The organism is Lacrimispora struthionigena, assembly GCF_048627165.1.
GTDB lineage: Bacteria > Bacillota > Clostridia > Lachnospirales > Lachnospiraceae > Lacrimispora.
This window is the reverse complement of the sequence record NZ_JBMBWP010000002.1, coordinates 927702-953854: the sequence shown is the minus strand read 5'-3', so window position 1 is coordinate 953854 and position 26153 is coordinate 927702. Positions and strand designations below refer to the sequence as shown.

Below are 26153 nucleotides of genomic sequence, written 5' to 3'. Positions count from 1 at the left end.
TGTTTAGGAAAAATCCGGTACAGAAATGGAGAGGGGAATATGAAGCAGCATAATAAAAAAAGACTTTCAATCTATCTGTGGGTATTATCATTTTTTAAGCCTTATACAGGGCTTTTGTTTTTGTTTATTCTATCAGGATCGGGAATCATCCTATGTGAGATGTCGATTCCATATTTTATCCAGGTCTTTATTGACAAGGTGGTAATGCAGCAAAATGCGGAGGCATTTACCGGGCAAATTATATATCTGGTTATTGCAATCGTAGTTATGCTTATGTTTATTGCCATAAACAATGTAATGCAGAGGGCTTTGCCTGAAAAAACGGCAAGAGATTTGCAGTATTCGGTGTATCGCCATTTGCGAAAACTTGGTTTCTCCTATTTTGAACGCAAACCTGTGGGTGAGACTTTATCCTTGTTAAATACAGAAGTTCTTGCAGTACAAAGCATTTACAGAGACTTTTTTCCAGGTACGGTTTATATGATTTTATCTATTATTTTTCCCTTAGCCGTCATTTCCATTAAGGACTATCGCTTTACCTTGATTATCATAGGAAGCTACCTGCTGTTTTTTACCTATGGTCCTTACATTGATAAAAAAGTAGTGGAATTTTTGAAAAAGCAGACGGATACAAAAACGGCACTGGATAAAAAGACATATGACAGCATAAGTGCCATACAGGAGGTCCGTGCGTATCATGCAAGAGAGTGGGAAACAGGGAGGTTTGTAGAGTCATTCAGGGCTTACAAAGATGCCCGGCTTGGTTCTCTTTTCTTTCGGCTTTTGCGGCCTGCCTTGTGCGTAGCTACCACCAGTGTTGGAAATATCGGTTTTTTTGTATATGGCTCTTATCTGGTAAAGCATGGAGAAATGACAGTAGGTGAATTTAGCGCATATATCTTTTATTTTATGATGGTTATGCGTCAGATCAATGGATTATCCTATGTATTCACGGAACAGATGCATTTATTGGGACAGGCAGAGAAACTATTTGACTTTATTAAAGTTGAGCCAGATATAGCCGAACCTGCAAAGCCATGTATTCTTCCGCAGATATCTGGAAATTTCTCCTTGCAAAATGTTTCGTTTCATTATCAGGATCGAACCGATCTGTTAAAGGAGTTTAATCTGGAAATAAAATCTGGAGAGCGTGTCGCTTTTGTGGGAGCGAGCGGAAATGGAAAATCAACGGTATTAAAATTGCTGGACCGGTTTTATGATCCCCAGGAGGGGGACATTACTCTGGAGGGAGTCTCCTTAAAAAATCTATCCTTATCCCAGCTTAGAAACAGCATTGGGTATGTATTTCAGGAGACGTATCTGTTTGGGTCTTCCATTAAAGAAAATATTCGGTTTGGCAACCCTGATGCCACGGATGAAGAGGTGATTCAGGCAGCAAAAGCAGCTTACGCCCATGAGTTTATTATGGAAACGGAACAGCAGTATGAAACGCTTGTGGGAGAGCGGGGTATTAAATTATCCGGAGGACAAAAACAAAGAATTGCAATTGCAAGGATGTTTATTAAAAATCCTGCCATTCTGCTGCTTGATGAAGCAACTTCTGCACTGGATAATGTAAGTGAAGCCTATATTAAGAAAGCCCTTGATCAGTTAAGCAAAGACAGGACCACCATAGCCATAGCCCATCGTATTTCTACGATTATGGATTATGATAAAATTGTTTATGTTCAGGATGGAAAAGCTGCTGAGATTGGCACATACGAAGAACTGATACATAGAAAAGGGTTATTTTACGAACTCGTAGAAGGAGTCAGCTGATGAATCATATACGTTGGTACTGGAAATTTATTAAGAAAAGCAAGTGGGCATTCCTGGGTGCCTGTATCATAATGGTTTTAGAAATCATAGCTCAAATGTCAAAGATCGGACTTCAGAAATGGTTAATCGACTCGGTTTTTACTCAGGGAAATTATCAGTTTCTTCCTAAGCTGCTTATATTTATTACAATAGCCTATTTGTTAGGAGCAGTTACTCCATATTGGTCAGAGTGGATACTTCATAAGATCGGATATGGAGTGAGGGTTAATGTTGGAGAAGTATTAATGAAGGCATTGTACCGAATGCCCATTTCACAGTTCCAAAATGAGAGAATTACAAGATATGTAGACTACTTCACAAATGATGTGGAATCCATCGGCGAGAATGTTTACCGCTTGCCCCTTACCCTTCAGGATCTGATTAAACTAATTGTTTTAATCGGTGTTATGGCATATTTAAGTCCTTCGGTACTAATCATACTGACTGTCATGATAATTTTATATTTTATCATAGGGAAAAGCTACAAAGAGCGCATGAAGTCCAAGTCAAAAGAGGTGAAAGAAAGCAGAACCAATCTTCTGGTTCATATTGAGGAAGGGATCTCTTCCACAAGAGAAGTAATTGCATATGACCGTATGGGATGGGAAGAGAAGATTTACCATCGGTTATTTAAAAAGTATTATACAAAAATAATGGAAGAAGTAAGAATTATAAATGAGCAATTGTTTCTGACGGCTCCGCTGCGATGGGGAACCAATCTTGTAGTATTGTTATACGGGGGATATCTGGTATTGCATAATCAGATGACTCTTGGTACATATTTGATTTTATATCAGTATTCATTAAATATGACCACCTCTTTGCAGGCAGTTTATGAATTTCATGTTCGCTGGACCTCTTTTGAAGTCAGCATTGAGCGTGTCAGATCGGTAATCGAAAGTGCCAAAGAGGAGACCGGAGAAAAACGCCTGAAACAGATTGATGAAATTGCCTTTGATAAAGTTTCCTTTCAATATTCAGAAAGTTCTCAAAAGGTACTGGATGAATTAACATTCTCAATCCCAATTGGTAAAAAAGTCGCAATTGTTGGGTCCAGCGGAAGTGGAAAGTCAACCGTCGCAAGACTGCTTCTTCGGTTCTATGAGCCTTCAAACGGAGCAATTCGAATCAATGGGTTGGAATTGAAAGAGATAAAGGAACATGACTACGATTCCTGTTACAATATCGCTTTTCAGGAGCCTTACTTTTTTCCGGATACCATTCGAAACAACATATTGTTTGGAAGAAGTGGGATTACCGATGAAAAAATGATGAAAATCTGTAAGCTGGTACAGATTCATGATGATATTATGAACCTGGAGTTTGGGTATGATGCTATGATAGGGGAACGGGGAATCAGCCTGTCGGGTGGTCAGAAACAGCGACTTTCCCTTGCAAGAGCTCTGGCAGCAGACCCCGATGTATTAATTCTTGATGAGGCAACATCTGCATTGGATCTTGAGACAGAGCGACAGATCCAACGAAATATGGACGAATTACGCCAGGGGAAAACCACAATTATTATTGCCCACCGTCTGTCCACAGTTCAGAACGCAGACAGGATCTATGTTTTTGAGAATGGAAAGGTGGCAGAAGCAGGATCACATGTGGAGCTGATGAAAAATGGTTCCGTGTATACCAGCCTTGTACATGCCCAGACAGAAATAATATGATGCCGCAGTATTATTAATTTGGAGGTAAAATTAAATGAATATAAAATTTGATCCAAACAACAACGTCATTAAACTCTGTGTAATAGGGATGAGTATAGAAGATAGTGGAAATATTGAAGAAGCTGACAAGATGTTTCTGCAAGCATGGGAAGTGGCTTCAGATGAATATGAAAAATTTATTGCGGCGTATCATTTTGCTCATCGGCAAAAGGATATCACAGATAAATTGAAATGGCTGGAAACATCCTTACAGTGTGCACGAAATATAGATGATGAGAATGTAAAGAGTGCATACACAACATTATATTCAGATATTTCCGGGTGTTATGAGGAGTTGCATGATTCTGATAATGCAAAAAAATATACTGAATTAAGTGAATCATGTAAAGGAGCCCCTTCTGATAAAGGCCCATTTTATCATGGAACTAGAGCAGATTTAAAAGTTGGCGATTTGCTAACAGCGGGTGGAATATCAAATTACAAGCCGGAGCTTCAAATGAATCATATATATTTTACTGCTAATATCAATGGTGCGGGACTTGCAGCGGCATTGGCAAAAGGAGAAGGAAGAGAACGGGTTTATATGATAGAACCAACGGGTGAATTTGAAAATGACCCCAATGTTACTGACAAAAAATTCCCGGGTAACTTAACACGTTCCTACCGTTCAAAAGAACCTTTGAAAATTATTGGTGAGGAGACCGAGTGGAACAAAATTACTACTACGGAATTAAGTAAATGGCGTGAAAATTTAGAAAAAAGCAAAGGGGAAATTATCAACTGAGCAATAAAATTTATTAAATAACCTGACATGCAGTTGTCGGGTTATTCGTCTATAATAAAGTAAGATTGGAGTAAGGAATATGCAGATAAACAGACTTTTCGAAATAATATATCTTTTACTGAACAAAAAGTTTATGACTGCCAATGAACTGGCAGAGCATTTTGAGGTATCCGTCAGAACTATATATCGTGATATTGATACGCTGTCTTTAGCAGGGATACCAATCTATGCTCTTCAGGGAAAGGGCGGAGGCATTTCCCTACTTGAACACTATGTTCTTGATAAATCGGTTCTATCAGAGAGAGAACAAAATGAGATATTATATGCGCTGCAAAGCCTGAACGTCACACAGGTTCCTGAGGCAGATAAAGTTCTTGCCAAACTAAGCAGTCTGTTTAAGAAGAGTAGAACAAATTGGATTGAAGTGGATTTTAGTCCATGGGGAAGTGATGATAAGGGATTTAGTCAATTTACGCTGATAAAGGATGCCATCCTGAGTCATAAAATTATTGAATTTAATTATTTCGGTTCATCAGGTGAGAAAACTGCCCGAAGAGTTGAGCCAATGAAACTCATATTTAAAATAAATGCCTGGTATTTACAGGCGTTCTGCCTGACTAGGAATGAATTAAGAATGTTTAAAATAGTAAGAATGGCAGATGTCCGGATAACAGAGGATCCTTTCACCCAAATGATCCCCGAACCATTGCCAGGCGGCGGTCAGGAGCAGGAAACTCAGAAGTGGATTGAACTATGTTTCAATATTTCTGCTGATGGAGCCTACCGCGTATATGATGAATTTAAGGAGAAAGAAATTACTAAAAATACAGATGGCTCGTTCACCATTATGACCACTTTGCCTGAAAGTGATTGGCTGATCCGGTATATTCTGTCTTTTGGCTCCGAAGCTGAAGTAAAAAGCCCACAGTATATACGTGATATGCTTCAGTTTGAATTAAATAAAATTACCATGAAATATAAAACATAACCTGACACGGTGCTGTCAGGTTATGTTTTATATAATCAAAGTGTTGATAAATTCTTATAAATCAATCAAAGGAGGTTCATTCATGGAGAGTTTTAGCCATATATCAATTGATCCCAAAGAACTTGAGGGAAAGCGCATTCTTGTAACTGGAGGTACGAAGGGCGGAATGGGTGAGGCTATTGTTAAACGCCTTACAAAAGCTGGGGCGATTGTCATTACAACAGCGCGAACCACTCCGGAAGAATTAAAGAAACCGGAGTTATTTATACAGGCTGATATCAGCACACCTGATGGCACTGCAAAAATTGTGGAATATATTCTGGAACGTTTTGGAGGTGTGGATATTCTCGTCAACAATGTGGGCGGTTCTTCCACTCCCACCGGCGGCGCGCTCAGGCAATCAGATGAGGACTGGCAGCGCACATTCGATACCAATCTTTTTGCAGCGGTTCGGTTGGATCGCGGATTGTTGCCGCCAATGCTGAAACAAGGTAGTGGCGTAATCCTTCATATCACATCCATACAGCGTCGGTTTCCAGGTGAAAACACTATGGCGTACTCGGCAGCAAAAGCAGCGCTTGGTAATTACAGCAAGGCACTTGCGACAGAACTTGCACCAAAGGGAATCCGTGTTAACAGCATAGCGCCAGGTTTTACGGAAACAAAGGCAGCAGAAAGACTCATTGAGCGAATGGCACAGGAACGTAGCTGTGATTATAATGATGCAAGGCAGATTTTAATGGATTCGTTGGGAGGAATCCCCATAGGGCGAACAGCACGTCCGGAGGAAGTAGCTGAACTTGCTGCGTTTCTTGTGTCAGATCGTGCGTCCTACATTGTGGGTGCAGAACATACAATTGATGGCGGAATTGTCCGCACAGTATAAAGGAGAAGGATGACTATGACAAACAATAAATTTCAATTACCAAAAGCAGTTGAGACACATTTTCAGGCAACGAACGCGGGTGACCCAGCCGCCTTTCTTTCTATTTTTGATGAGAATGCCGTTGTAATGGACGCAGGAAAAGAATATCATGGAAAACCAGACATTAAAGAGTGGAGTGACCACGATTATTTTGGTGTACATTTAAGACTGGATGTCATAAATGCCGTTCAAGATGCCAAAGAAATTGTTGTTACTGCAAAATGTGATGGTGAATACAACAAGGCTGGTCTGCCTGATCCATTATTCCTTGATTTTCATTTTACAATGGAAGGGGATAAAATCACACGGCTATGCAATGTACTTTCCTCTAACAGCAGGGCAATTCCATTGCCGCAGCCGATTGCCGCCTATTATCATGCCTCAGATATTTTTGATGAAAACCTGCTTGCCGGATGCTTTGCAGAGGATTCAATGCTGGTAGATGAAGGTGAGACATATCATGGACCAGTAGCGGTCAGCAGACATATTCTGGAGGCAAACAGGGACGCAAAGGTTATGACCGAAGTCACCAATTATGCAGAAAAAAATGGTGAAACGGTTGTCACTGCTGCCATTTCAGGTGATTTTTCAGGAAGCCCCATTCCTTTAGATTTCTGTTTTACACTTTATAATGGAAAAATTAAAAACTTAAATATCACAGTATCCGGTGAATAACGTTTCACTAGCAGTACCGAAGATTTATAATTTGCTGATTGTACTGCCAGGTGGCTTAAGAGAAAAAATAATCCTCCTTTTTAGTCGTTAATATAATACAAATCCTTAATCTGGTGGTATACTAGATAAAAATTAAAACCCGAGGTGGCTAAATGGAAGCAACGATAAAGGAAAGGGTACATGAATTGTATTGGAAATATGATATTAACTGCGCAAGAACGGCTTTAACCTGCTTATGTGAATTATTTCATGTTAGTCTGGAAAAACAGACGTTAAACGCTGCCATAGGATTGCATGGAGCTGGAGGTTATAGAGCTCAATGCGGATTGGTTGAAGGTGCTTTGATGTTTATAGGAATTTATTTCAGTCAGAACGGAAAATCTGATTCTGAGATAGCCGGGATTTGCTATCAATTTGCTGAAGAGTTTACAGATAGATATCATTCACTGAAATGCTTCGATTTACGTCCCAACGGCTTTAGTGAAAATGATCCACCCCATGCATGTGAGAAATTGACTGCTGAAACGATTGAATTTTCAAGTGAATTTATTAAGCGCATCTAAAAAGAACGCAATAGTTCAAAGAAACAGCCCAGGTTTATAAGGCTGTTTCTTTAAGTTTTATAGTTATACTCATACGTTTAAAGTTTTATCTCCATAATCTTTTTCAGATCTCCGCTGCATAGAACATCAAGATGTTCAAATATTTTTTCCGCAGACCAATCCCACCATTTAATTGTGAGAAGATGCTTAATAAGTTCATCGTCAAACCTTTTTTTCAGTATTTTACACGGGTTTCCACCTGCAATGTGATAAGCAGGAACATCTTTTGTTACAACAGAATTAGCGCCGATAATTGCTCCGTCTCCAATGTGAATACCAGGCATTATGGTTACATTCTGTCCGATCCATACATCATTGCCAATCACAGTATCGCCTTTTAACGGCAGGTCTGCCAGTGCTGGGGTTGCTTTTTCCCAGCCGCCTCCCATAATATTAAAGGGGTAGGTGGTAACGCTGTTCATTCTGTGATTCGCACCATTCATTATAAATTCAATGCCCTTTGCTATGGCACAAAATTTCCCGATGATGAGCTTGTCTCCTATAAAATCATAGTGGTGAGTCACGTGTTCTTCAAAGGATTCAGCACCGTTTTTGTCGTCATAATATGTGTAATCTCCAATGATTATATTGGGGCGTGTAACCACATTTTTAATATAGCAGACACTCTTGATCGCCTCATTTGGATATATGGCATTGGGATCTGGTCCATACTGCATATAAAAACCCTCCTGTATTTGATAGAAATAGTATTAATAAAATATCAGCATACCATAGTCTGCTGTATATTTCCAGTGCCTATACAGCGTAATGCCAACTTGCCCCATTGACAAATAATTTAATATCAGGTATAAATACATATGACTATAAAAATAAATATAGTCACAAGAAGGAGGGAATATGCCAAAAGGATTTAGTGAGCAGGAAAAAAATAATATACGTGAAAAGCTGATTGAGGCATGCAAAGAAAATTGGGAAAAGTATGGCTATAAAAAAACCAGCATTGATGAATTGTGTTTAAAAGTCGGTATCTCAAAAGGTGCATTCTATCTCTTTTTTGGATCAAAGGAAGCTCTTTTTTTGGAAACTTTAAGTGCGATACAAAATAAATTATATGAACTGATTGAATCAATTTTATTAAAAGAACAAAATAAATATGGAGTAGCAAGGGCATTAAAAGCAGTTTATGCGGAATATGATAAAAGCCCTTTTTTATATGACACTTCACAAGCAGACTTTACAAGTTTTATCAACAAACTTTCTGAGGAAGAAAAGCAAAGTATATTTTTTGATAGTCTTTATGGAGCGAAGCAAATGATTGAGAAGCCCTTTTTGAAACTTCGTATCAGTGAAGAGAAAGCTTTGTCTGTCATGGCTTCATTGCTATTCTTAATTACGGGTAAGGATAAGCTGGTATGCAATCATTTTGATGTCTTTGATTTTATGCTGGATCATTTAATTGACGATATATTTGAATAGGAGAATACGATGAAAAAATTTAATTTAAAGGAACATAACGCGAAAGTATTTGAGTTTTCGAAAAATGCTGCGAGAGGAGTCTATCCGTCGAAACGGGTAGCAAAGGCAGGTTCTGTTATTGGTTTTGTTATAGGTATTGGATTGGTGCTGATTGGAATGGCAGGTTCATTATGGGGCAGTGTATGGGGGATTGGAAGCTTGATTGCGGGTGTTACTACTGTGATTTCCAATATGTTAAATCTGAAGTGTATAAAATGAGGAAACGTGTATGAAAATCAGGGAGAATTATACTTGCCCACTGGAGTTAGTCCATGATTTTGTAAAAGGAAAATGGAAAACCATATTAATATTTCAACTAAGGAAAGGGACACAGACATTTTCGGAATTAAAGCATGGAATCCAGGGTATTTCAGAAAAAATGTTAATTCAGCAATTGAAGGAGTTGTGGCTTATATGATAGAACACGGACAGACAGAGCAGCTTGAGCAAAAAGGTATTATCTGTGCTAATCAGATACCTACCAAAAAGTAAGTAATTTACTTTTTATTTTATCAGCCGTAAACTTTCAGTAAGAAACTATATAATTATGAGAAAAGAGGTAGTTATTATGAACGTTGGTCTGATTCTGGTAGATATTCAAAATGATTATTTTAAGGGTGGAAAGTATGAACTGGTTAACCCAGAACAAGCGGCATTACAGGCGAGTAAAGTTCTAACATTTTTTAGAGAGCACAATTTGCCGATTTACCATGTGAAACACATAAGTATAAACCCGGGTGCAGTATTTTTTATACCAGAGACTGCTGGTACTGAATTTTATAAAGAGTGCAGTCCATTGAGCGGAGAAGAAATCATAATTAAGCATAGACCTGATAGTTTCCAGGGTACGGGCCTTAACGATAAGCTGGGGGAAAAAGGGATTGATACGTTGGTTGTGTGCGGTATGATGACGCATATGTGCATTGATACAACCGTCAGATCTGCCAATAATTACGGATACTCTGTTGAATTAATTGAAGATGCCTGTGCAACGAGAGATTTGGTATGGCGTGAAACTACAGTACCGGCAGAATTGGCTCAGTGTGCATATATGGCAGCACTGGACGGGACGTTTGCCAAGGTACAAAAGGCAGATGCCTGGATCAAAGATCAAAAGTAAAACTAAGAACATTTAAAAAAGGGCAGACACGGTTAAGCAATTTTTTTCAGTCTGTGGTAAATTGTTTGGAGAGAGGTAATCAATATGCACGCATGGGAATCCATTCAAAAAACGCTGAATCATATTGAAGAAAATCTTGGGGAAGAAATTGAAATCGATACTCTGGCTGAGATTGCCGGGCTGTCACCATTTTATTATCAGAGATTATTCACACGATTGGTAAAAACTTCGGTTCGGGATTATATTAAGCTGCGCCGTTTGGCAAAATCTACAGTGATGCTGCGCAGCAGGGAAAATCGCATTATAGACATTGCGTTGTATTACGGTTTTGGAAGTCATGTAACCTATACCCGTGCTTTTACAAAGACCTATGGGATTACCCCATCCCAGTATCGAAGCAACCGTATTAGTCTGCAAAACTTTGAAAAACCTGATCTATTACTTAGTTATCTTGTAATCAATGAAGGGGTACCGCTGATCAGCGATGGATTAGTTCTTGAAATGAATCGTAAATTTCTTGATCAACCAATAGATTTTCTGGGAGTAATAGGCTATTATGCATTTCGTTCTGGTAAAATGCTTGGCGAAAAGACCGGTGTTGATATGGTTGGCGATATTTGGCACCGATTTTACAAAGAACTTTCCAATATTCCCCGTCTCCCTGAGGGGCGTCACATTGGTGTTTCGTTTAAGGGAGATGCGCCGGAAGGCTATTCCAGCTATTTCATAGGTACGGAAATTAATAAGGAAGAGACCGACCATAATTTTATTCGCTGGCAGCTTCCATCACGGGAATATGTGGTATGTGGATTTGAATCAGAAAACAAGGATCAGATGGTGGCTGATATGGGGAAAGCAATGAAATACACCCGGTTCTGGCTGAAAAAGCACGGTTTAACTGCCGATGGTTTCTTTCCTGAAATGTATTATAAAAGCAAATCTGATATCGTTTATACGGAGTTATGGATTCCGTTTAAAAAACGAGGATGATATATAATTTTTTATTATGGAGGAAAAGAAAATGAGTATGTACCAGGAAGGACTAAAGCTGCTGGAAGAAAAATTTGGAAGCGGGAAAGACAATGTGATATCGCTGGCCACCATTGCACGGGAGCCTGGCGCTGATGGAAAACCACGTCCTGTTGTCCGCAGTGTGGACGCTTATTATGAAGACCGTACATTCTATGTTGTTACCAATGGACAGTCACATAAAATGCAGCAGATCGCTGAAAACCAGGAGGTTTCGGTTGCGGGATGCCTGGAGATGTTTACTGCCAATGGAGTCGCTGAAAACCTTGGCTGGGTGCTTGACCCGAAAAATGCTGAATTGAGAACGAAATTACGCAAGGCCTTTTCTGAGTGGTATGACATGGCAAATAATGAAAAGGACGAGAATTGCTGCTATTTAGCAATCCATCTCACCAAGGGAACATTAAACATTAATCATTGGGAGAAATTATACCACATGGATTTTGTTAATGAGACTGATATGGAAAACGGGGGAATTAATTAAGCAGTTAGAGACAGGGGCGAACGGTTCGCCCCTGTTTCTGGATCTGTTAAGGAATTGGGTAAAGTACTTTTATTTTTTTATAAGGAAAACTCCAATTCTCCAGATACCACTCCTCAACCCACTGATGTTTCGCTGGTTTTGTTTTTGTTTCTTTACGCCATTTTTCCATCAGCATCCAGGTTTCTCTAAGGTGTTCAAGTGATGTATCAGTCGCCATATAAGCACCCCCAGGAAACACATCAAATATAACGGAATCCGCTGATCTGCAATTAACTTCATCAAAATCTTCAGGTAATGTAATCATAATAATATGAAAAAAGGGCGGTCGGTTATCAAAACCCTTGTTGTATTGATATATTTTACATGTATTATCATCTAAATGGTTTTCATTGGCGAAAGATAATGCTTTTCCCCAACATTCATGGGCAATTTTCTCGCTGTCTGTTCCATCTGATCGAAAAACGGCAACTCTGCAGGCAGGAATTACCTCCTTGATCTTTTCTGAGTTATTATCTTTTGGAGCATCTTTTATTGAAATATATAAATCTACGCCGCCAATGTGATCATCTTTTTCAGAAAAACCAAGATGCTCTTCCAGATACTGACTTCCGTCCCATAAATATTTGCTTTCCCCAATCCATAAAACAAACCGTTTCCAGGCAGCAATAATATTACTGCCAATATCACCCGTATCATCACGCTTCACTGACATGACAGCATACTTACCACCCCGTAATATCCGGCGTTTTACTTCATCATATGTACCCTTTACAAAATCGGCAGGAACATCCTTAAGTTTTAAGAACTGTTCCTCCGATATGGTCACACAGACTTCATAGCCGTATATCTCTTCAGAATCATCGACATTAGACGGATCTGGATGATTGTATCCAAAGATTCGATAGGACACATCATGGAAGTATACATCATTTTCATTCGCCCATTTTTTCATTGTCTCAAACGCATGATGTTCGGGATCTTTCCCGTAATAAGTAAAGCAAGCGACATTCATATCTTCCAGTTCTTTGATTACCTTAATATCCGGATATTTTTCTTCTAACTCTTTATTCCCTGTCTCAAAATATTTCTCCATTATATTTAACCTCACAAATTCATTGATGCCATGTTGTGAAGAAACAGATTTTACCTTGGAAGGCAACATTCCAAATTGTTTTTTAAATGCTCTGGTAAAGCTGTCAGCAGAATTGTATTCATACTTAATGGCGACTGAAAGAACCCCTTCCTCTGTCTGCAATAAGTCGTAATATGCAGCTGTCAATCTTCGCATCCGAATATATTCTTTGGCATTGTAGCCAACCACTGACAGGAACATGCGGTAAAATCCTGAAATACTCATGCATGCTTCCTTTGCACATAATTCTATGGTAATCGCCTGGTCTAAATGATCTTCTATAAAGTCAATTGCCTTTTGGATCCTTTGGTAATAATTCATATCTGTTTACTCCTGTTCCTATAACTTGCAAGTTATATTTGTATTATAGCTTTTGGATAAGAACATTACCCGACTTTTTTTCCAAACATTGGTTCCGATAAAAATATCTTAGAATAACTGTACCATAATATAAAATAAATTTATACCCAAACAGCATAAAAGTTTATTGTTACAATAAGGTTTTTGAAATATAATTGAATTCATGGAGGGGAGGTAAATCATGCAGCTAACAATCGGACAGATGGCAAAACTAAACAATGTTACAGAACAGACACTTCGGCTATACGATAAAATGGGGCTTTTGGTTCCTGTAAGCCGGGATGATGAAAACGGTTATCGATTTTATGATATTAAGCAAAGTGCCCAGCTTGATATGATTCAATATATGAAATCACTGGGGATGCAGCTGAAAGATATTAAGGAACAGCTTGATAACCTGTACATTCCAAACATTAAGAATATTCTGAGACAGAAACAGCGCCAGATAGAGGAAGAAACTGAAAAACTTAAATATCAGAAGAGGGCGGTGGAACGTACCATCGAGAGCCTGGAGCGATACGAAAGCGCTCCCAAGGATGGGACCATACTTTTAGAATATATCGGAAGCAGAACCATGTATTTTATTGATTCCAAAGTAAATATCTACGATTATGATATTGATACATATGAAAAGATATTGCGGGAATTTAAAGAAAGTCTTATTGCGGTTCACCTGCCTCAGATCTATTTCTGTAATGCTGGTACAATATTAAGGCAGGAAAATCTGATTCAGAGCCGGTTTATTTCAACCGAGGTATTTGTCTTCGTGGATCATGATGTTTTGGCAGATGAACTCACTACAAAAATCCCAGCTAATAATTACCTTTGTATTTACTGCGATTCCTTTCAAAAAGAGAAAGAGTATGCAAAGCGTCTTTTAGAGCAGATTGAATCAAAAGGCTACCAGATAAACGGTGATTATTTATGTGAAGTGATTACGGAACTTCCCATCATAAGCCATGATGAGAGAGGGATGTATTTACGACTGCAGATCCCCATAAAATTTTGTTAATAAAGTGTCAATTACTTCTTGACATTATAGTAATTATAACCTCTATACTTTTGATATGGGATTCATATAATCCTCAAAAAATCATAGGAAAGAGGTTATCATTATGTATCATGAAAAAGTTCGTGTTGTTCAGTATGGCTGTGGAAAAATGTCAAAGTACATCCTGCGGTATTTGTACGAAAAGGGTGCAGAAATTGTGGGCGCAATTGATGTAAATCCAGATGTTGTGGGTATGGATGCAGGTGATTGGGCCGGACTGGGTGTTAAGCTTGGCGTACCCATTCGCAGCGATGCAGACGCAGTGCTGGATGAATGTGACGCTGATATTGCAGTGGTTACATTATTCAGTTTCATGAAAGATGTCTACCCATATTTTGAGAAATGTGTAAAACGTGGTATAAATGTAATCACCACCTGTGAAGAAGCAATTTATCCATGGACTACATCGGCTGCCCTTACTAACAAATTAGATAAACTGGCTAAAGAACACAACTGTACAGTAGTAGGTGCCGGTATGCAGGATATTTATTGGATTAATATGATTGGCTGCGTGGCTGGTGGTGTACATAATATTGAGCGGATTGAAGGAGCTGTAAGCTACAATGTGGAAGATTATGGACTTGCACTTGCAAAAGCTCATGGAGCCGGACTAACACCGGATGAATTTGAAGCGCAGATTGCACATCCGGAAACGTTGGAACCAAGCTATGTATGGAACTCCAATGAAGCTCTCTGTTCCAAGATGGGCTGGACCATTAAGTCACAATCACAGAAATGTGTACCTTATTTTTATGACACCGACTTATATTCCGAAACATTAGGAAGAACCATTCCAAAGGGGCATTGTATTGGTATGAGTGCTGTAGTAACAACAGAAACATTTCAGGGTCCTGTGATCGAAACACAGTGTATTGGCAAAGTATACGGACCAGAAGATGGCGACATGTGTGACTGGAAGATCATAGGGGAACCGGATACCACATTCTATGTATCAAAACCCGCAACTGTTGAGCATACCTGTGCCACGATTGTAAATCGCATTCCCAGTGTTTTAAATGCCCCAACCGGGTATGTTACCGTTGATAAATTAGATGAGTTGGAATACCTGTCGTACCCAATGCAACTTTATGTAAAATAGGATTAAAACCTCTTGTTTGCTTGCTCAAAGTATAGCAGACAGGAGGTTTTTGTACATTTATTGATACCTTATGGAACAGCAGCGGCGAATAAGTCATGCGGAGCAACTGCTGTCTGACACAGACCTGACCATCGGGCAGATTGCTCGGACTGTTGGCTATTCCAATGCAGGACGGTTTGCGCAGCTGTTCCATAAAAACACAGGTCTGCTGCCAGGGGAGTTCAGAAAAAGATAATTTCTTTTTGAGATCAGATCAGTTATGATATGATACAGGAGGAATCAGTCATGGAACGAAAATTAAAGTCTTCAATTGTAACAGTACAGAAACTGCATCAGGCGATGATTCGACTATTGGAAAATCAGGAGTATGAAAAAATTTCAGTGGCAGGAATAGCAAAAGAAGCAGATTTAAACCGGACCACTTTCTATCTGTTCTATAGTTCTAAGGAAGAATTGATATATGATATATGCGATACTTTTTTAGATGAATATATTGAAATTTTTATGGATTCGTTAGATAAAAATGGAAAAGAGGACGAAGTAAAGGGTTTTCAGAAAGCGTTCGAAAACTTAAGTAAACATGAGAAAGTGATAAAAGCATTATGGAATATCCAGGAGGAGAAGTTTCATCCTTATAAAATTATGGAGAAATCTGTTGCTAAGACAGTTTGTCATTTTTTGGAAAAAGAGAATATTCAAATGAAAAATGGTGGTCAGACAAACTTTTTTGCAGATTTATACGCAGCTAATGTAATGGCAACCGTAAAATGGTGGATCTATAATTATCAGGATTTCACGATTAGTTACGTATATGGAGTAATCAAAGACTGCCAGGAGAAAGGTTTGCTTTCTTTACTTGAAAATAAGAAATTTTAAAGGTCGACACATTTTGTAATTCTGTCTTTTGGGTTGTGTTTATGCTTGTTAAAATAATAATAATCAATACCAAAGGAGGATATTACAGATGGGAAACAGAGTTTGCGACGTTTTAGGAATTGAAAAGCCGGTCATTCAGGGACCAATGGCATGGATTTCAACAGCGCCACTTGTTGCGGCTGTATCGAATGCAGGAGGACTTGGAGTATTAGGTGTCGGATTTGCGCCAGATGAGTTTTTAATTTCACAGGTTGAGGAGACAAAGAAACTGACGAATAAACCATTTGGAATTAATACAGTTATGATTCCTGAAAATCTGGATCGTCTGACCACACATATTAAAAATCTAAAGCCACCTGTAGTTTATGCAGATACATTACTTGGACTGGATGTGGATCTTTGTAAGAAATATTTCTCACAATGGCATGAAGCTGGATGCAAGATTATTGTAAAGGCTTCTGATATAGCGGATGCAGTGAATGCAGAGATAGGAGGAGCCGATCTTGTAATCGTAAAGGGTTGGGAAGGCGGCGGACATACAACTGTTGAAGCAACAACTGTACTTGTTCCTCAGGCAGCGGATAAACTTTCTATTCCGGTTGTAGCTTCTGGTGGAATTGCTGATGGCCGCGGGATGGCAGCAGCAATTGCTCTTGGTGCAGAGGGAATTGAGATGGGAACTGTTTTTATGGCATCAAAGGAGACAACCGTACATCCTAATGTAAAAAGAAGTGTGATAGAAGCTGGAGATATGTCAACAGTAATTACGGGATATTCAACCGGTGAGCCTTGCAGACAGTTTAAAAATGCACTTTCTGATGAGATGGAGAAGATCGAGGCTGAGAATACAAAAGTCGCAGCGGCAGAAATACTTCGCCCCGTTGCAGAAAGTTCTCTTAAGAGAGCAATGGCTGAGGGGGATATGGAACATGGAGCAGTTATGGCTGGACAAATTGCACCACTTATCAAAGAAGAAAAAGCAGTTATAGATATTATCGATGATACAATCGCAGGTGCAAAGGCTTGTTTTGCTGCGATCACAAAGTTTGAATTTCAGTAATCCGATGGAGGATTAATTGTTGTATCCTGAGGAATCTGGATAATCTGATCATGAAATGTACAGGCAAAAAAACGGATAGAAAAAATGCAATCATTTTTTCTATCCGTTTTTTTGTTTTAATGATTAGGGGAGATACTTTTGACAGCGGCTGTATCGGAAAAACGATAAATACAGTATCAATCTCACAGCAGAATTAATTTATTTTCCATTAAAGTTATGATAAAATAATTATGCAATGATTGGATCATCAGAAACGGGCAGATTGTAATATTGCCTGTCAGAAGAAATGTTAAGGAAGAACTCATGGATTATAAAAGAGCAATGAAAACAGAAAAAAGTAAATTTCAAAAAGAACTGGAGAAAATGGTATCAACAAGAATTGTCGTTATCATTCTTATTGGCTGTCTGTTTTTTTCGGTTGCTATCATAATCATTAATACCTTGAGTCAGGAAGTGAATAGTGAGAGACATCTGGAGGAAATCAGCACGAATTTTTTCGATGTATATCATTCAACTGTGAATTTCTTAGAAGAGAAAGAAAATATGCAGAGCTTCCTGGATTGTATTAAAAAAGAGAAAAACCCAAGAGATATTAATTATTTAATCAGCAAATATAATGTAGAGGCAAAGGTAGGTATTAATTTAATCCTGATTAATCAGGAAGATCAAGTTGTTATGACGAACTTTTCTGAAGAGGAAATGAATCTTCACAGGAGAGAGTTTAATCGGATTGCAGCTAAGAATGCAAGAGAAAATGGAACCGGTATCTATACCACAGTTTATTTTTTCAAAGCTGACGCATCAGAATATCTGATGATGCTGCCCATATACGATCAGGAAACCTACCGCGGAACAGTGGCAGCGTACTTAAAAAATACAGATTGGAATAATTGCCTGTCACAGGGGCAGTATGATACGATTATTACCAATGAAAGGAGTGATATTATCTATTGCTCCAACAACAGTCTGATCGGAAAAAACACTGCAAATAAATACATTGGAACAGATGGCAGAAACTATGTAACAATAAATGGAAATCGTTATTTCAGAAGAAGCAAAAATCAGGAGAATGAGAATATTTGTATTTATTCTTTTATTTACTCACCTGAAAATTCTGCTTATCTGTTAATCGGTGTTATTACAATCCTTGGATTAGGTGCTGTCTGGACCATTATGTTTTTTCATATGCTGGGTGTGATGTCAAAGAAGACTTCGGAATCGGTTGAACTTCTAGTAAAAGAAATCCGCATTATTCGAAAAAAAGATACCAATCATGAGATTACACTGCGCACTGGCGATGAGTTTGAAGAGATTGCAGAGCAGATTAATAAAATGGTAAAGAGCATTAATGAATTGAATCATAAAAATGTTGAATTAATACAGATAAACGGACAAATGGAGATGCAGAATCTTCAAGAGAGAATGAATCCTCATTTTATCTATAACACTCTGGATAATATTAAATATCTGATTATGTCAGATCCAGTCAAAGCGGAGAACATGATTGAACGCTTTACGCATATTTTAAGATACAGTATCAACAATACGAAAAAGAAGGTACTTCTTCAGGAGGACAAGGTTTATATTGAGGATTATCTGTATATCCAAAAGATTCGTTTCGGAAACCGGTTTGATTATACAATAGAGATTGAAAATGAGTGTGAACAGTTCTTTATTCCCAAGCTCCTGCTACAGCCACTATTAGAAAATTCGATTAAATATGGGTTCCAGAAGAAAACAGACATACATATTAAGATAGGCGGTTATATGCAGAAGGAATATCTGTATCTGGTGGTAGAAGACGATGGAGCTGGACAGCCAAAAGCGACGATGGAGATGTTAAAAAGCATCACAAACAGAGAGAAAATAGATACAAAACATAATGGCTTACAGAATATTAACCGAAGAATTTCACTGGAATATGGAAAAGAAAGCGGAATGATAATTGAGAGTCAGGAAAATGAATATTTCCGGGTAGTATTAAAATTGTGGATGGGAGAAAATTGTGTATAGTGTGTTGTTAGTGGAAGATGAGGACATTATCAGAAAAGGAATTCGTGCTTCCGTTCCATGGGAGAGCTGTGACAGCTACGTTGTTGGGGAAGCTTCCAATGGAATAGAGGGGAAAAAGCTGATCGAAGAGTTAAAACCGGATATTGTAATCACAGATATTAATATGCCGGTTATGGATGGCCTGCAGATGATTGCCAATACAAAGACTGTGTTTGATTATGTTGCAATCATTCTTACCGGTTATTCAGATTTTGAGTATGCCAAGGAGGCGATTCGGAATGGGGTATCTACTTACGTCTTAAAGCCCTTAAATATGGAGGAAATGAAGGAAGCTTTAGAGCAGGCAGTGTTAGAATCTAAAAATATACACTATTTACGGGAGCGCAATGAAAAAACAAAAGAACTGGAGAGCATTTCTCTAATAGAAGAAAAGACAAGTCTGGATCCGGTCATACAGCAGATTTTACAATACATAGAAGAACATTATCAGGAAAAAATTGTATTATCTGATTTAGAAGAGGTACTTCATTACTCAGAACGATACATTAACCAGAAATTTCGAAAAGCGTTAGGAACAACCGTGATTGAATACCTGAACCGGTTTCGGATACAGAAAGCACTGGCAATGTTAAAAAACAAGAATACAGTCATATCAGAGGTGGGGTTCCTCTGTGGAATTGGTGACTACAAATATTTTAACCACGTATTTAAAAAATATATCGGGTGCTCTGCCAAAGAATATCAGAATAGAGTGTTATAAAATACCGGACGAAACTGTTCGGTATTTTTTCCATTTGTTCGGGATAAAGAGTGTGAAACAGGTTGCAGATCTTATATGATAAAGCTATCTAAAAAACAATATTTTATGGGAGGAACAAAATAATGAAAAAAGGTATTGGGTTACTAATGGGTTTGATAACGGCAGTCTCTCTTACAGGCTGCGCAAGCACAGGGGCTGATTCAACGACTGCTGCACAAACTGAAACAACAAAAGCGGCAGAAGAAACAACCGCAGCAAAAGCGGCACCGGGAGGCGGAAATCTGGTTATTTATTCCCCTAACTCCGAAGGACTTATGAACGCCACCATTCCACTGTTTGAAGAAAAATATGGAGTCAATGTAGAAGTAATCCAGGCTGGCACCGGTGAATTGGTAAAGAGAATTCAGTCAGAGATGAACGATCCATACGCAGATATCCTCTTTGGCGGTTCCTGGTCACTGGCATATGACAATAAGAATCTTTGGGAACCATATGTATCCTCCAATAATGACAATGTCATAGATGCCTACAAAAATACCTGTGGTTTTATAGCAGGTAACGTATTAGACGGCAGCGTATTAATTGTGAATACAGACCTGATTGGAGATATAGAAATCAATGGCTACGAAGACCTGTTAAATCCTGAGTTAAAAGGGAAGATTGCCACCGCCGATCCGGCCAATTCCTCCTCCGCTTTCGCACAGCTTACCAATATGCTGCTGGCAATGGGAGGCTATGAGGATGATGCAGCGTGGAAATACGTAGAAGACCTGTTTACCAATGTAGATGGAAAAATCTGTGAAAGCTCCTCCGCAGTTTACAAAGGAGTTGCAGATGGTGAATATGTAGTGGGGCTTTCCTATGAAGATCCGTGTGCACAGCTTGTAAGAGATGGCGCACCCGTTAAAATCGTATATCCAAAAGAGGGAACCGTATATCTTCCAGCATCAGCAACTATCATCAAAGGTGCAAAAAACATGGATAACGCCAAATTATTTATCGATTTTATCTTAAGTAATGAAGTACAGAATATATGGGGAAGTACTTTAACAAACAGACCGGTTATCAAAGATGCAAAGACAAGTGACTTTATGAAACCTATTTCTGAAATAAAAGTAATAGAAGAGGATATTCCATATGTAAGCGGAAACAAACAGAAAATTGTTGACAGATATACAGAAATTTTCACTGATTTACAGAGTAAATAAAGCTTTTTTGGAGAGGGTAAGGTTGGATAAATGAGCAAAATTTCAATTAAAAATGCGGTCAAAAAATATGGAGATACTACTGTAATTCCCCAGCTGAATGCTGAGATAAAAGATGGGGAATTATTTACGCTCCTTGGTCCTTCTGGTTGTGGAAAGACAACATTACTCAGAATGATTGCAGGATTTAATTCCATTGAGGGGGGAGATATTTTGTTTAATGATACCCGTATCAATGAGATGGATCCAAGTAAAAGAAATATTGGTATGGTGTTTCAAAATTATGCCATCTTCCCCAATCTGTCAGTGCGGGATAATGTAGCATTCGGATTAAAAAACCGAAAAGTGGAAAAAGACACAGTAAAGAAAGAAACAGATAAGTATCTAAACCTGATGCAGATTATGCAATATGCAAACCGCATGCCAAATCAGTTATCCGGCGGGCAGCAACAGCGTATTGCCCTTGCAAGAGCGCTGGTTATATCCCCCGACGTATTACTGATGGATGAGCCTTTATCAAATCTGGATGCAAAACTGCGTCTGGAGATGCGGAGCGTCATTCGCCATACACAGAAAAACGTTGGGATTACTACCGTTTATGTAACTCATGATCAGGAGGAAGCAATGGCGATCAGTGATACCATTGCTGTTATGAAAGATGGGGTGATTCAGCATATAGGAACCCCCAGAGACATCTATCAAAGACCATGTAACGTTTTTGTGGCAACCTTTATCGGAAGAACAAATATTATAGAGGCAAAGGCAGCTGCCGGTAAGATTGTATTTAAGGATGGGTATCAGGTAGAACTTCCTGGTTTAAAAAATGAAGAAAATCAAGAGGTTTTGTGTTCCATACGACCGGAAGAATTTGTGATCTGTAAAGATCATGAGATGGGTATCAGAGGAACGGTTAAGGAATTCACCTATTTAGGATTGAATACACATTACAGCATTGAGCTGGAGGACGGGGATACGGTGGAGATCGTAGAGGAATCTTCCATAAAAGAAGAACTGCAGCCGGGTCAGAAGGTGATGCTGCAGGTGAAGAAAGAAAAAATCAATGTATTTAATAAACAAGGTGATACGAATCTGATAAGGAGCGGGCTTTATGAAGAACAATAACAAATTCCGTTTGGATGTATGGGGATTCATTACGCTTGCTACAATTGCATTGTATCTGCTGTTTCTGATTTACCCTATGGCTTACTTAATAAAACAGTCTGTAATAGACAGTGAGACAGGGGCCATTACAATGGCTAATTTTGCAAAGTTCGTATCAAAGAGTTACTATTTTGATACCCTGTTTAACAGTTTTAAGGTATCCATCGCTGCAACATTATTATCGCTGGCAATTGGAACACCGCTGGCATATCTGTTCTCCGTATTTAAGATAAAAGGAAAATCATTATTAAATATTCTGATTATTGTAGCTTCTATGTCTGCACCATTTATAGGCGCGTATTCATGGATTTTGTTGCTGGGAAGAAGTGGTGTTGTTACAAAATTTTTCAAAGGCATAGGAATTAGCATACCGCCTATTTATGGTTTTACAGGTATTGTGCTTGTTATGACATTGCAGTTATTCCCACTTGTATTTTTATATGCCAAGGGAGCTTTGAAAAATATAGATAATTCTTTGATTGAAGCATCAGAAAATTTAGGATGCTCAGGCATTCGGTGCTTCTTCAAGGTTGTAGTGCCGTTAATTACACCTACATTACTGGCAGCAGGACTTTTGGTATTTATGAGATCCTTTGCAGATTTTGGTACACCAATGCTGATTGGAGAGGGGTATCGTACGTTCCCGGTAGTTCTATACACAGAGTTCATCAATGAGGTAAGTGGAAATGATGGTTTTGCAGCAGCAATTGCGGTGATTGCCATTGTAGTTACAACTGTCGTATTTCTGGCACAGAAGTATGTATCCAATAAGAAGTCATTTTCTTTAAATGCTTTGCACCCAATGGAAGAAAAGAAAGCACCCAAGGGTATTTCATGGATCATTCATTTATTTTCCTATCTGATTGTTGGAATTGCTGTTTTACCCCAATGTTATGTAATTTATACATCATTTAAGAAAACGGAGGGAAAAGTATTTACATCGGGATATTCTTTAAAAAGCTATGTGACGGCATTTGGAAAACTGGGTAAAAGTATTCAGAATACGATTATTATCCCGGTGCTTGCATTAATTGTGATTGTAATACTGGCAGTTGTGATTGCATATCTGGTGGTACGCAGAAGAAATACTCTGACAAACGCAGTTGACATTTTATCCATGATCCCATACATAGTGCCAGGTACTGTGCTTGGTATTGCATTATTAAATGGATTTAATAAAAAGCCTTTGTTAATCAGCGGGACCATGTTAATTATGGTAATTGCTTTGATTATACGAAGACTTCCGTATACGATTCGTTCATCCGTTGCAATTTTGCAGCAGATACCCATGAGCATTGAAGAGGCAGCCATTTCACTTGGTGCTTCTAAGATGAAGGCATTTTTCCGCATTACAGTTCCCATGATGTCTGCAGGAATTCTAGCCGGAGCAATTTTAAGCTGGGTGACCATGATTAGTGAATTGTCTACCGCAATAATTCTGTATACCGGGAAAACAAAAACATTAACAGTTGCAGTATATACAGAAGTGGTCAGAGGAAATTATGGAACGGCCGCTGCGCTGTCTACCATACTGACTGCTCTGACCGTTATATCGTTACTGGTATTTAATAGATTTAATAGAGGAAAAGATTTAAGTTTGTAAATTTGTATTTATGATGGAAGATAAAGAAGTTTCTGAAGAAGAATGGAGTTCACTGACCAAAGATTATCTTTCTAATTCATCTGACTTAATTGTATAGAAAAGAAATATAAACAAATTCCCCGTCTGATAAGGCGGGGAATTTGCTTAACTGAAATTCTTCAACAGAACCATCAGCATGTGGAATTTTAATATAACCAACTCACTTCTACTTGACATTCTGGAAGGAGGCGTTATTATGATAAAAAACCGAATTAATTTACCATCAATTGTAAAAGGAGAATAAATCATGAACCAGAGGGAACGAATGTTAGCGGGATTACCATACAAAGCATGGCTAGATGGATTAGAAGAAGAAAGATTTGCGTGTAAGCAGAAAATCTATGACTTTAATAATCTTTCACCGAGTTTAAATGAATCAGCCCCTTCCCTGTTGAAAAATATTTTAGGTAAAACAGGTGAAAACATTTGGATTGAAGCCCCTTTTCATTGTGACTACGGCTGGAATATAGAAGTAGGAGAGAATTTCTTTGCTAATTATAATCTAACGATTCTGGATGTGGCAAAAGTTACGATCGGAAAAAATGTTCAGATAGCTCCTAATGTATCAATCTATACAGCTGGCCATCCCATTCATCCGGATACCAGAAATACTGGCTATGAGTACGGGATTCCCATTACGATAGGAGACAATGTCTGGATTGGGGGTAATGTGGTAATTCTTCCTGGTGTAAAAATAGGGGATAATGTTGTTATTGGTGCAGGCAGTGTTGTGACAAAGGATATACCAGATCATGTAATTGCAATGGGGAATCCCTGTAAAATAGTGAGAGAAATTACAGAAGAAGACAGAAGTTATTACTATAAAAAAAATAAATTTGATGTACCGATCGAATAGCCAGAGGCAATGGCAGTATGATCAGAAAGGAAAATGAATGCCACTTCGAAAACTTATTACCTTTACACTTACGATACCTTCCATTGCAATAGGTGTGTTTGCAATGTACCAAAACCATGTTCCATTTGCTATCTGGGGTCAGAATATTGGTTGTCTTGTTTTAATGAGCGTTATTTCCTTACTCATGATTACGCGCAAATTTAATAATACAGAAAACAGATACAATCAATTATTATTACCCGCCGCCATAATTGCTTTAATTCTTACGTTTGCAAACCAGGGGATGGAGGGGGTTCACCGATGGATATCCATAGGGGCAGTAAAATTAAATGTTGCCATAATTGTACTGCCCATAATTCTTTTAGAACTATATCAAGTATTAAAAATCAGAGGCTTAACGTATGCAGGTGTCAGCGCATTCATCATATTACTGGTACTGTTTTTTCAGCCGGATGCCTCACAATTAACCGGATTTGCCATTCCTGTGATGATTATGCTAAGCCAGAATACGCGTAGTAAAAAGATACGTTTCTTAATTACAGGCGTATCTGTTTTGTTCATAGTTTTATCATGGATACGTCTGGATCATTTGCCACCAGTTAATTATGTAGAGAGAATTCTCATGATGGTGGCAGATATGGGAGGGATTTGGTTCGTTCTGGGCATTATTTCTTTAGCAATATTACCAGCTCCATTCATATTGCTTCCACCGAAAAATGCAGTGTCAGTTTCAAGATATATTGGTTGTTACTATATAGTCATACTGTTATCCACTTTATTTGGGAATTTTCCGGTTCCTCTGATGGGATATGGAATATCACCGATAGTCGGCTACTATTTATCACTAACCTGGTATTTTAACTTAATCAATACTCCTTAAGACGGAAAGTGTTTTCAGGAGTTCATCATACTGCTCCTTCCCCACAATCTGTTCTAATTTGGATTGTGCCTCCTGCCAATGTGGCATGGCAAGTGCAAGTTTTTTCTTCCCTGTTTCGCTGACTGTAATACACTTTTTTCTGGAATCGGCATCCTCCGTTTTCACATCGACGTAGCCTTTTTTGCGCAAAATCTCCACATTTCTTGTCACCGTTGTCTGATCCATCATTGCCTGATTTGCCAGCTCATTAACGGAGATTCCATTTTCCCTTGAGCAGATGTCAGTTAACAGAGCAAACTGTGGGGATTTAAGTCCGGAAATACGTAAGGCTTTATCGTAATACTGTGTGATTACCCGGGTGGTCATTCGAAGACTTCGGCATGCACATACTGACAGATTTAAGTTTTGTTCGTTTTGTTGTTCCATTTTTCATTTCTCCCATGCTGATGTATATGCATATAAGATAGTTGTAAAAAGAAACTTT

Annotated in this window: 26 protein-coding genes and 2 pseudogenes; 25 read left to right on the top strand and 3 right to left on the bottom strand. The window is 38.5% G+C overall.

The window, feature by feature from the left end; translation table 11 throughout:
- Nucleotides 1-39 precede the first annotated feature (39 nt).
- The 7 genes from ACOAOT_RS13405 (at nucleotide 40) to ACOAOT_RS13375 (ending at nucleotide 7426) form a co-directional block, all read left to right on the top strand.
- The gene (locus ACOAOT_RS13405; protein WP_420217441.1) at nucleotides 40-1779 is read left to right on the top strand and encodes an ABC transporter ATP-binding protein; all 1740 of its coding nucleotides are present in this window, start codon (nucleotides 40-42) and stop codon (nucleotides 1777-1779) included.
- Complete coding sequence (locus ACOAOT_RS13400) at nucleotides 1779-3491, top strand: ABC transporter ATP-binding protein (protein WP_420217440.1); 1713 nt, start codon at nucleotides 1779-1781, stop codon at nucleotides 3489-3491. Before ACOAOT_RS13405 ends, ACOAOT_RS13400 begins: the two co-directional genes overlap by 1 nt.
- A 34-nt stretch (nucleotides 3492-3525) precedes the next feature.
- The gene (arr, locus tag ACOAOT_RS13395) at nucleotides 3526-4275 is read left to right on the top strand and encodes an NAD(+)--rifampin ADP-ribosyltransferase (protein ID WP_420217439.1); all 750 of its coding nucleotides are present in this window, start codon (nucleotides 3526-3528) and stop codon (nucleotides 4273-4275) included.
- 79 nt (nucleotides 4276-4354) lie between these two features.
- Nucleotides 4355-5263 carry a helix-turn-helix transcriptional regulator gene (locus ACOAOT_RS13390; RefSeq protein ID WP_420217438.1) on the top strand — a complete coding sequence of 303 codons (909 nt, stop codon included), beginning with the start codon at nucleotides 4355-4357 and terminating at the stop codon, nucleotides 5261-5263.
- Nucleotides 5264-5345: 82 nt separating this feature from the next.
- Nucleotides 5346-6149 carry an SDR family oxidoreductase gene (locus ACOAOT_RS13385; protein ID WP_420217437.1) on the top strand — a complete coding sequence of 268 codons (804 nt, stop codon included), beginning with the start codon at nucleotides 5346-5348 and terminating at the stop codon, nucleotides 6147-6149.
- Between the two features lie 15 nt (nucleotides 6150-6164).
- Nucleotides 6165-6863, top strand: coding sequence for a nuclear transport factor 2 family protein (locus ACOAOT_RS13380; protein WP_420217436.1), 699 nt, complete (start codon nucleotides 6165-6167; stop codon nucleotides 6861-6863).
- Between the two features lie 152 nt (nucleotides 6864-7015).
- Nucleotides 7016-7426, top strand: coding sequence for a C-GCAxxG-C-C family protein (locus ACOAOT_RS13375; protein ID WP_420217435.1), 411 nt, complete (start codon nucleotides 7016-7018; stop codon nucleotides 7424-7426).
- A gap of 77 nt (nucleotides 7427-7503) precedes the next feature.
- Here the strand turns inward: ACOAOT_RS13375 and ACOAOT_RS13370 are convergent, their stop codons facing one another.
- Nucleotides 7504-8142 carry a Vat family streptogramin A O-acetyltransferase gene (locus ACOAOT_RS13370; RefSeq protein ID WP_420217434.1) on the bottom strand — a complete coding sequence of 213 codons (639 nt, stop codon included), beginning with the start codon at nucleotides 8140-8142 and terminating at the stop codon, nucleotides 7504-7506.
- A 181-nt stretch (nucleotides 8143-8323) separates the two neighbouring features.
- Here ACOAOT_RS13370 and ACOAOT_RS13365 point away from each other — a divergent pair, with 181 nt between their 5' ends.
- The 6 genes and pseudogenes from ACOAOT_RS13365 to ACOAOT_RS13340 all read left to right on the top strand — a co-directional run bounded on the left by ACOAOT_RS13365 (nucleotide 8324) and on the right by ACOAOT_RS13340 (nucleotide 11574).
- Complete coding sequence (locus ACOAOT_RS13365; RefSeq protein ID WP_420217433.1) at nucleotides 8324-8902, top strand: TetR/AcrR family transcriptional regulator; 579 nt, start codon at nucleotides 8324-8326, stop codon at nucleotides 8900-8902.
- Between the two features lie 9 nt (nucleotides 8903-8911).
- Nucleotides 8912-9160: a hypothetical protein gene (locus ACOAOT_RS13360; protein ID WP_420217432.1), complete on the top strand. Its 249-nt coding sequence runs from the start codon at nucleotides 8912-8914 to the stop codon at nucleotides 9158-9160.
- Nucleotides 9161-9170: 10 nt separating this feature from the next.
- Nucleotides 9171-9347: pseudogene (locus tag ACOAOT_RS13355) on the top strand (winged helix-turn-helix transcriptional regulator); the annotation flags it as partial.
- A gap of 162 nt (nucleotides 9348-9509) precedes the next feature.
- The gene (locus ACOAOT_RS13350; RefSeq protein ID WP_420217431.1) at nucleotides 9510-10061 is read left to right on the top strand and encodes a cysteine hydrolase family protein; all 552 of its coding nucleotides are present in this window, start codon (nucleotides 9510-9512) and stop codon (nucleotides 10059-10061) included.
- Between the two features lie 84 nt (nucleotides 10062-10145).
- On the top strand, nucleotides 10146-11051 hold the full coding sequence (locus tag ACOAOT_RS13345) for an AraC family transcriptional regulator (protein WP_420217430.1): 906 nt from the start codon (nucleotides 10146-10148) through the stop codon (nucleotides 11049-11051).
- A 31-nt stretch (nucleotides 11052-11082) separates the two neighbouring features.
- Nucleotides 11083-11574 carry a pyridoxamine 5'-phosphate oxidase family protein gene (locus tag ACOAOT_RS13340; RefSeq protein WP_420217429.1) on the top strand — a complete coding sequence of 164 codons (492 nt, stop codon included), beginning with the start codon at nucleotides 11083-11085 and terminating at the stop codon, nucleotides 11572-11574.
- Between the two features lie 46 nt (nucleotides 11575-11620).
- Here the strand turns inward: ACOAOT_RS13340 and ACOAOT_RS13335 are convergent, their stop codons facing one another.
- Nucleotides 11621-13027 carry a helix-turn-helix domain-containing protein gene (locus tag ACOAOT_RS13335; protein WP_420217428.1) on the bottom strand — a complete coding sequence of 469 codons (1407 nt, stop codon included), beginning with the start codon at nucleotides 13025-13027 and terminating at the stop codon, nucleotides 11621-11623.
- 217 nt (nucleotides 13028-13244) lie between these two features.
- Here ACOAOT_RS13335 and ACOAOT_RS13330 point away from each other — a divergent pair, with 217 nt between their 5' ends.
- The 12 genes and pseudogenes from ACOAOT_RS13330 to ACOAOT_RS13275 all read left to right on the top strand — a co-directional run bounded on the left by ACOAOT_RS13330 (nucleotide 13245) and on the right by ACOAOT_RS13275 (nucleotide 25669).
- Nucleotides 13245-14078, top strand: a complete 834-nt coding sequence (locus ACOAOT_RS13330; RefSeq protein WP_420219423.1) for a MerR family transcriptional regulator — start codon at nucleotides 13245-13247, stop codon at nucleotides 14076-14078.
- A gap of 100 nt (nucleotides 14079-14178) precedes the next feature.
- Nucleotides 14179-15216, top strand: a complete 1038-nt coding sequence (locus tag ACOAOT_RS13325) for an NAD(P)H-dependent amine dehydrogenase family protein (protein ID WP_420219422.1) — start codon at nucleotides 14179-14181, stop codon at nucleotides 15214-15216.
- 76 nt (nucleotides 15217-15292) lie between these two features.
- Nucleotides 15293-15451 (top strand): annotated as a pseudogene (locus ACOAOT_RS13320) (helix-turn-helix domain-containing protein); the annotation flags it as partial.
- 50 nt (nucleotides 15452-15501) lie between these two features.
- On the top strand, nucleotides 15502-16092 hold the full coding sequence (locus tag ACOAOT_RS13315) for a TetR/AcrR family transcriptional regulator (protein WP_420217427.1): 591 nt from the start codon (nucleotides 15502-15504) through the stop codon (nucleotides 16090-16092).
- Between the two features lie 88 nt (nucleotides 16093-16180).
- A complete protein-coding gene (locus ACOAOT_RS13310) occupies nucleotides 16181-17152 on the top strand; it encodes a nitronate monooxygenase (protein WP_420217426.1) in 972 nt (323 codons plus the stop codon).
- A gap of 303 nt (nucleotides 17153-17455) precedes the next feature.
- The gene (locus ACOAOT_RS13305) at nucleotides 17456-19165 is read left to right on the top strand and encodes a sensor histidine kinase (RefSeq protein ID WP_420217425.1); all 1710 of its coding nucleotides are present in this window, start codon (nucleotides 17456-17458) and stop codon (nucleotides 19163-19165) included.
- Nucleotides 19158-19925, top strand: coding sequence for a response regulator transcription factor (locus tag ACOAOT_RS13300; protein WP_420217424.1), 768 nt, complete (start codon nucleotides 19158-19160; stop codon nucleotides 19923-19925). Before ACOAOT_RS13305 ends, ACOAOT_RS13300 begins: the two co-directional genes overlap by 8 nt.
- Before the next feature lie 122 nt (nucleotides 19926-20047).
- Complete coding sequence (locus ACOAOT_RS13295) at nucleotides 20048-21133, top strand: ABC transporter substrate-binding protein (RefSeq protein ID WP_420217422.1); 1086 nt, start codon at nucleotides 20048-20050, stop codon at nucleotides 21131-21133.
- Nucleotides 21134-21163: 30 nt separating this feature from the next.
- Nucleotides 21164-22252 carry an ABC transporter ATP-binding protein gene (locus ACOAOT_RS13290; protein ID WP_420217421.1) on the top strand — a complete coding sequence of 363 codons (1089 nt, stop codon included), beginning with the start codon at nucleotides 21164-21166 and terminating at the stop codon, nucleotides 22250-22252.
- Entirely contained in the window at nucleotides 22239-23894 is a 1656-nt protein-coding gene (locus ACOAOT_RS13285; RefSeq protein WP_420217420.1) for an ABC transporter permease, read from the top strand. The genes ACOAOT_RS13290 and ACOAOT_RS13285 overlap by 14 nt, the downstream gene beginning before the upstream one ends.
- A 286-nt stretch (nucleotides 23895-24180) precedes the next feature.
- Entirely contained in the window at nucleotides 24181-24789 is a 609-nt protein-coding gene (locus ACOAOT_RS13280) for a sugar O-acetyltransferase (protein ID WP_420217419.1), read from the top strand.
- Nucleotides 24790-24826: 37 nt separating this feature from the next.
- Nucleotides 24827-25669 carry a hypothetical protein gene (locus ACOAOT_RS13275; protein WP_420217418.1) on the top strand — a complete coding sequence of 281 codons (843 nt, stop codon included), beginning with the start codon at nucleotides 24827-24829 and terminating at the stop codon, nucleotides 25667-25669.
- On the opposite strand, the gene ACOAOT_RS13270 is transcribed toward ACOAOT_RS13275, so the two are convergent.
- Nucleotides 25652-26095, bottom strand: a complete 444-nt coding sequence (locus ACOAOT_RS13270) for a MarR family winged helix-turn-helix transcriptional regulator (RefSeq protein WP_420217417.1) — start codon at nucleotides 26093-26095, stop codon at nucleotides 25652-25654. The genes ACOAOT_RS13275 and ACOAOT_RS13270 overlap by 18 nt on opposite strands.
- Between the last annotated feature and the right edge of the window lie 58 nt (nucleotides 26096-26153).

Excerpts from the sequence above, each read along its gene's own strand:
- ACOAOT_RS13405 (WP_420217441.1), top strand. The coding sequence starts at position 40 with ATGAAGCAGCATAATAAAAAAAGACTTTCAATCTATCTGTGGGTATTA.
- ACOAOT_RS13400 (WP_420217440.1), top strand. The coding sequence starts at position 1,779 with ATGAATCATATACGTTGGTACTGGAAATTTATTAAGAAAAGCAAGTGG.
- arr (WP_420217439.1), top strand. The coding sequence starts at position 3,526 with ATGAATATAAAATTTGATCCAAACAACAACGTCATTAAACTCTGTGTA.
- ACOAOT_RS13390 (WP_420217438.1), top strand. The coding sequence starts at position 4,355 with ATGCAGATAAACAGACTTTTCGAAATAATATATCTTTTACTGAACAAA.
- ACOAOT_RS13385 (WP_420217437.1), top strand. The coding sequence starts at position 5,346 with ATGGAGAGTTTTAGCCATATATCAATTGATCCCAAAGAACTTGAGGGA.
- ACOAOT_RS13380 (WP_420217436.1), top strand. The coding sequence starts at position 6,165 with ATGACAAACAATAAATTTCAATTACCAAAAGCAGTTGAGACACATTTT.
- ACOAOT_RS13375 (WP_420217435.1), top strand. The coding sequence starts at position 7,016 with ATGGAAGCAACGATAAAGGAAAGGGTACATGAATTGTATTGGAAATAT.
- ACOAOT_RS13370 (WP_420217434.1), bottom strand. The coding sequence starts at position 8,142 with ATGCAGTATGGACCAGATCCCAATGCCATATATCCAAATGAGGCGATC.
- ACOAOT_RS13365 (WP_420217433.1), top strand. The coding sequence starts at position 8,324 with ATGCCAAAAGGATTTAGTGAGCAGGAAAAAAATAATATACGTGAAAAG.
- ACOAOT_RS13360 (WP_420217432.1), top strand. The coding sequence starts at position 8,912 with ATGAAAAAATTTAATTTAAAGGAACATAACGCGAAAGTATTTGAGTTT.
- ACOAOT_RS13350 (WP_420217431.1), top strand. The coding sequence starts at position 9,510 with ATGAACGTTGGTCTGATTCTGGTAGATATTCAAAATGATTATTTTAAG.
- ACOAOT_RS13345 (WP_420217430.1), top strand. The coding sequence starts at position 10,146 with ATGCACGCATGGGAATCCATTCAAAAAACGCTGAATCATATTGAAGAA.
- ACOAOT_RS13340 (WP_420217429.1), top strand. The coding sequence starts at position 11,083 with ATGAGTATGTACCAGGAAGGACTAAAGCTGCTGGAAGAAAAATTTGGA.
- ACOAOT_RS13335 (WP_420217428.1), bottom strand. The coding sequence starts at position 13,027 with ATGAATTATTACCAAAGGATCCAAAAGGCAATTGACTTTATAGAAGAT.
- ACOAOT_RS13315 (WP_420217427.1), top strand. The coding sequence starts at position 15,502 with ATGGAACGAAAATTAAAGTCTTCAATTGTAACAGTACAGAAACTGCAT.
- ACOAOT_RS13310 (WP_420217426.1), top strand. The coding sequence starts at position 16,181 with ATGGGAAACAGAGTTTGCGACGTTTTAGGAATTGAAAAGCCGGTCATT.
- ACOAOT_RS13305 (WP_420217425.1), top strand. The coding sequence starts at position 17,456 with ATGGATTATAAAAGAGCAATGAAAACAGAAAAAAGTAAATTTCAAAAA.
- ACOAOT_RS13295 (WP_420217422.1), top strand. The coding sequence starts at position 20,048 with ATGAAAAAAGGTATTGGGTTACTAATGGGTTTGATAACGGCAGTCTCT.
- ACOAOT_RS13290 (WP_420217421.1), top strand. The coding sequence starts at position 21,164 with ATGAGCAAAATTTCAATTAAAAATGCGGTCAAAAAATATGGAGATACT.
- ACOAOT_RS13285 (WP_420217420.1), top strand. The coding sequence starts at position 22,239 with ATGAAGAACAATAACAAATTCCGTTTGGATGTATGGGGATTCATTACG.
- ACOAOT_RS13280 (WP_420217419.1), top strand. The coding sequence starts at position 24,181 with ATGAACCAGAGGGAACGAATGTTAGCGGGATTACCATACAAAGCATGG.
- ACOAOT_RS13275 (WP_420217418.1), top strand. The coding sequence starts at position 24,827 with ATGCCACTTCGAAAACTTATTACCTTTACACTTACGATACCTTCCATT.
- ACOAOT_RS13270 (WP_420217417.1), bottom strand. The coding sequence starts at position 26,095 with ATGGAACAACAAAACGAACAAAACTTAAATCTGTCAGTATGTGCATGC.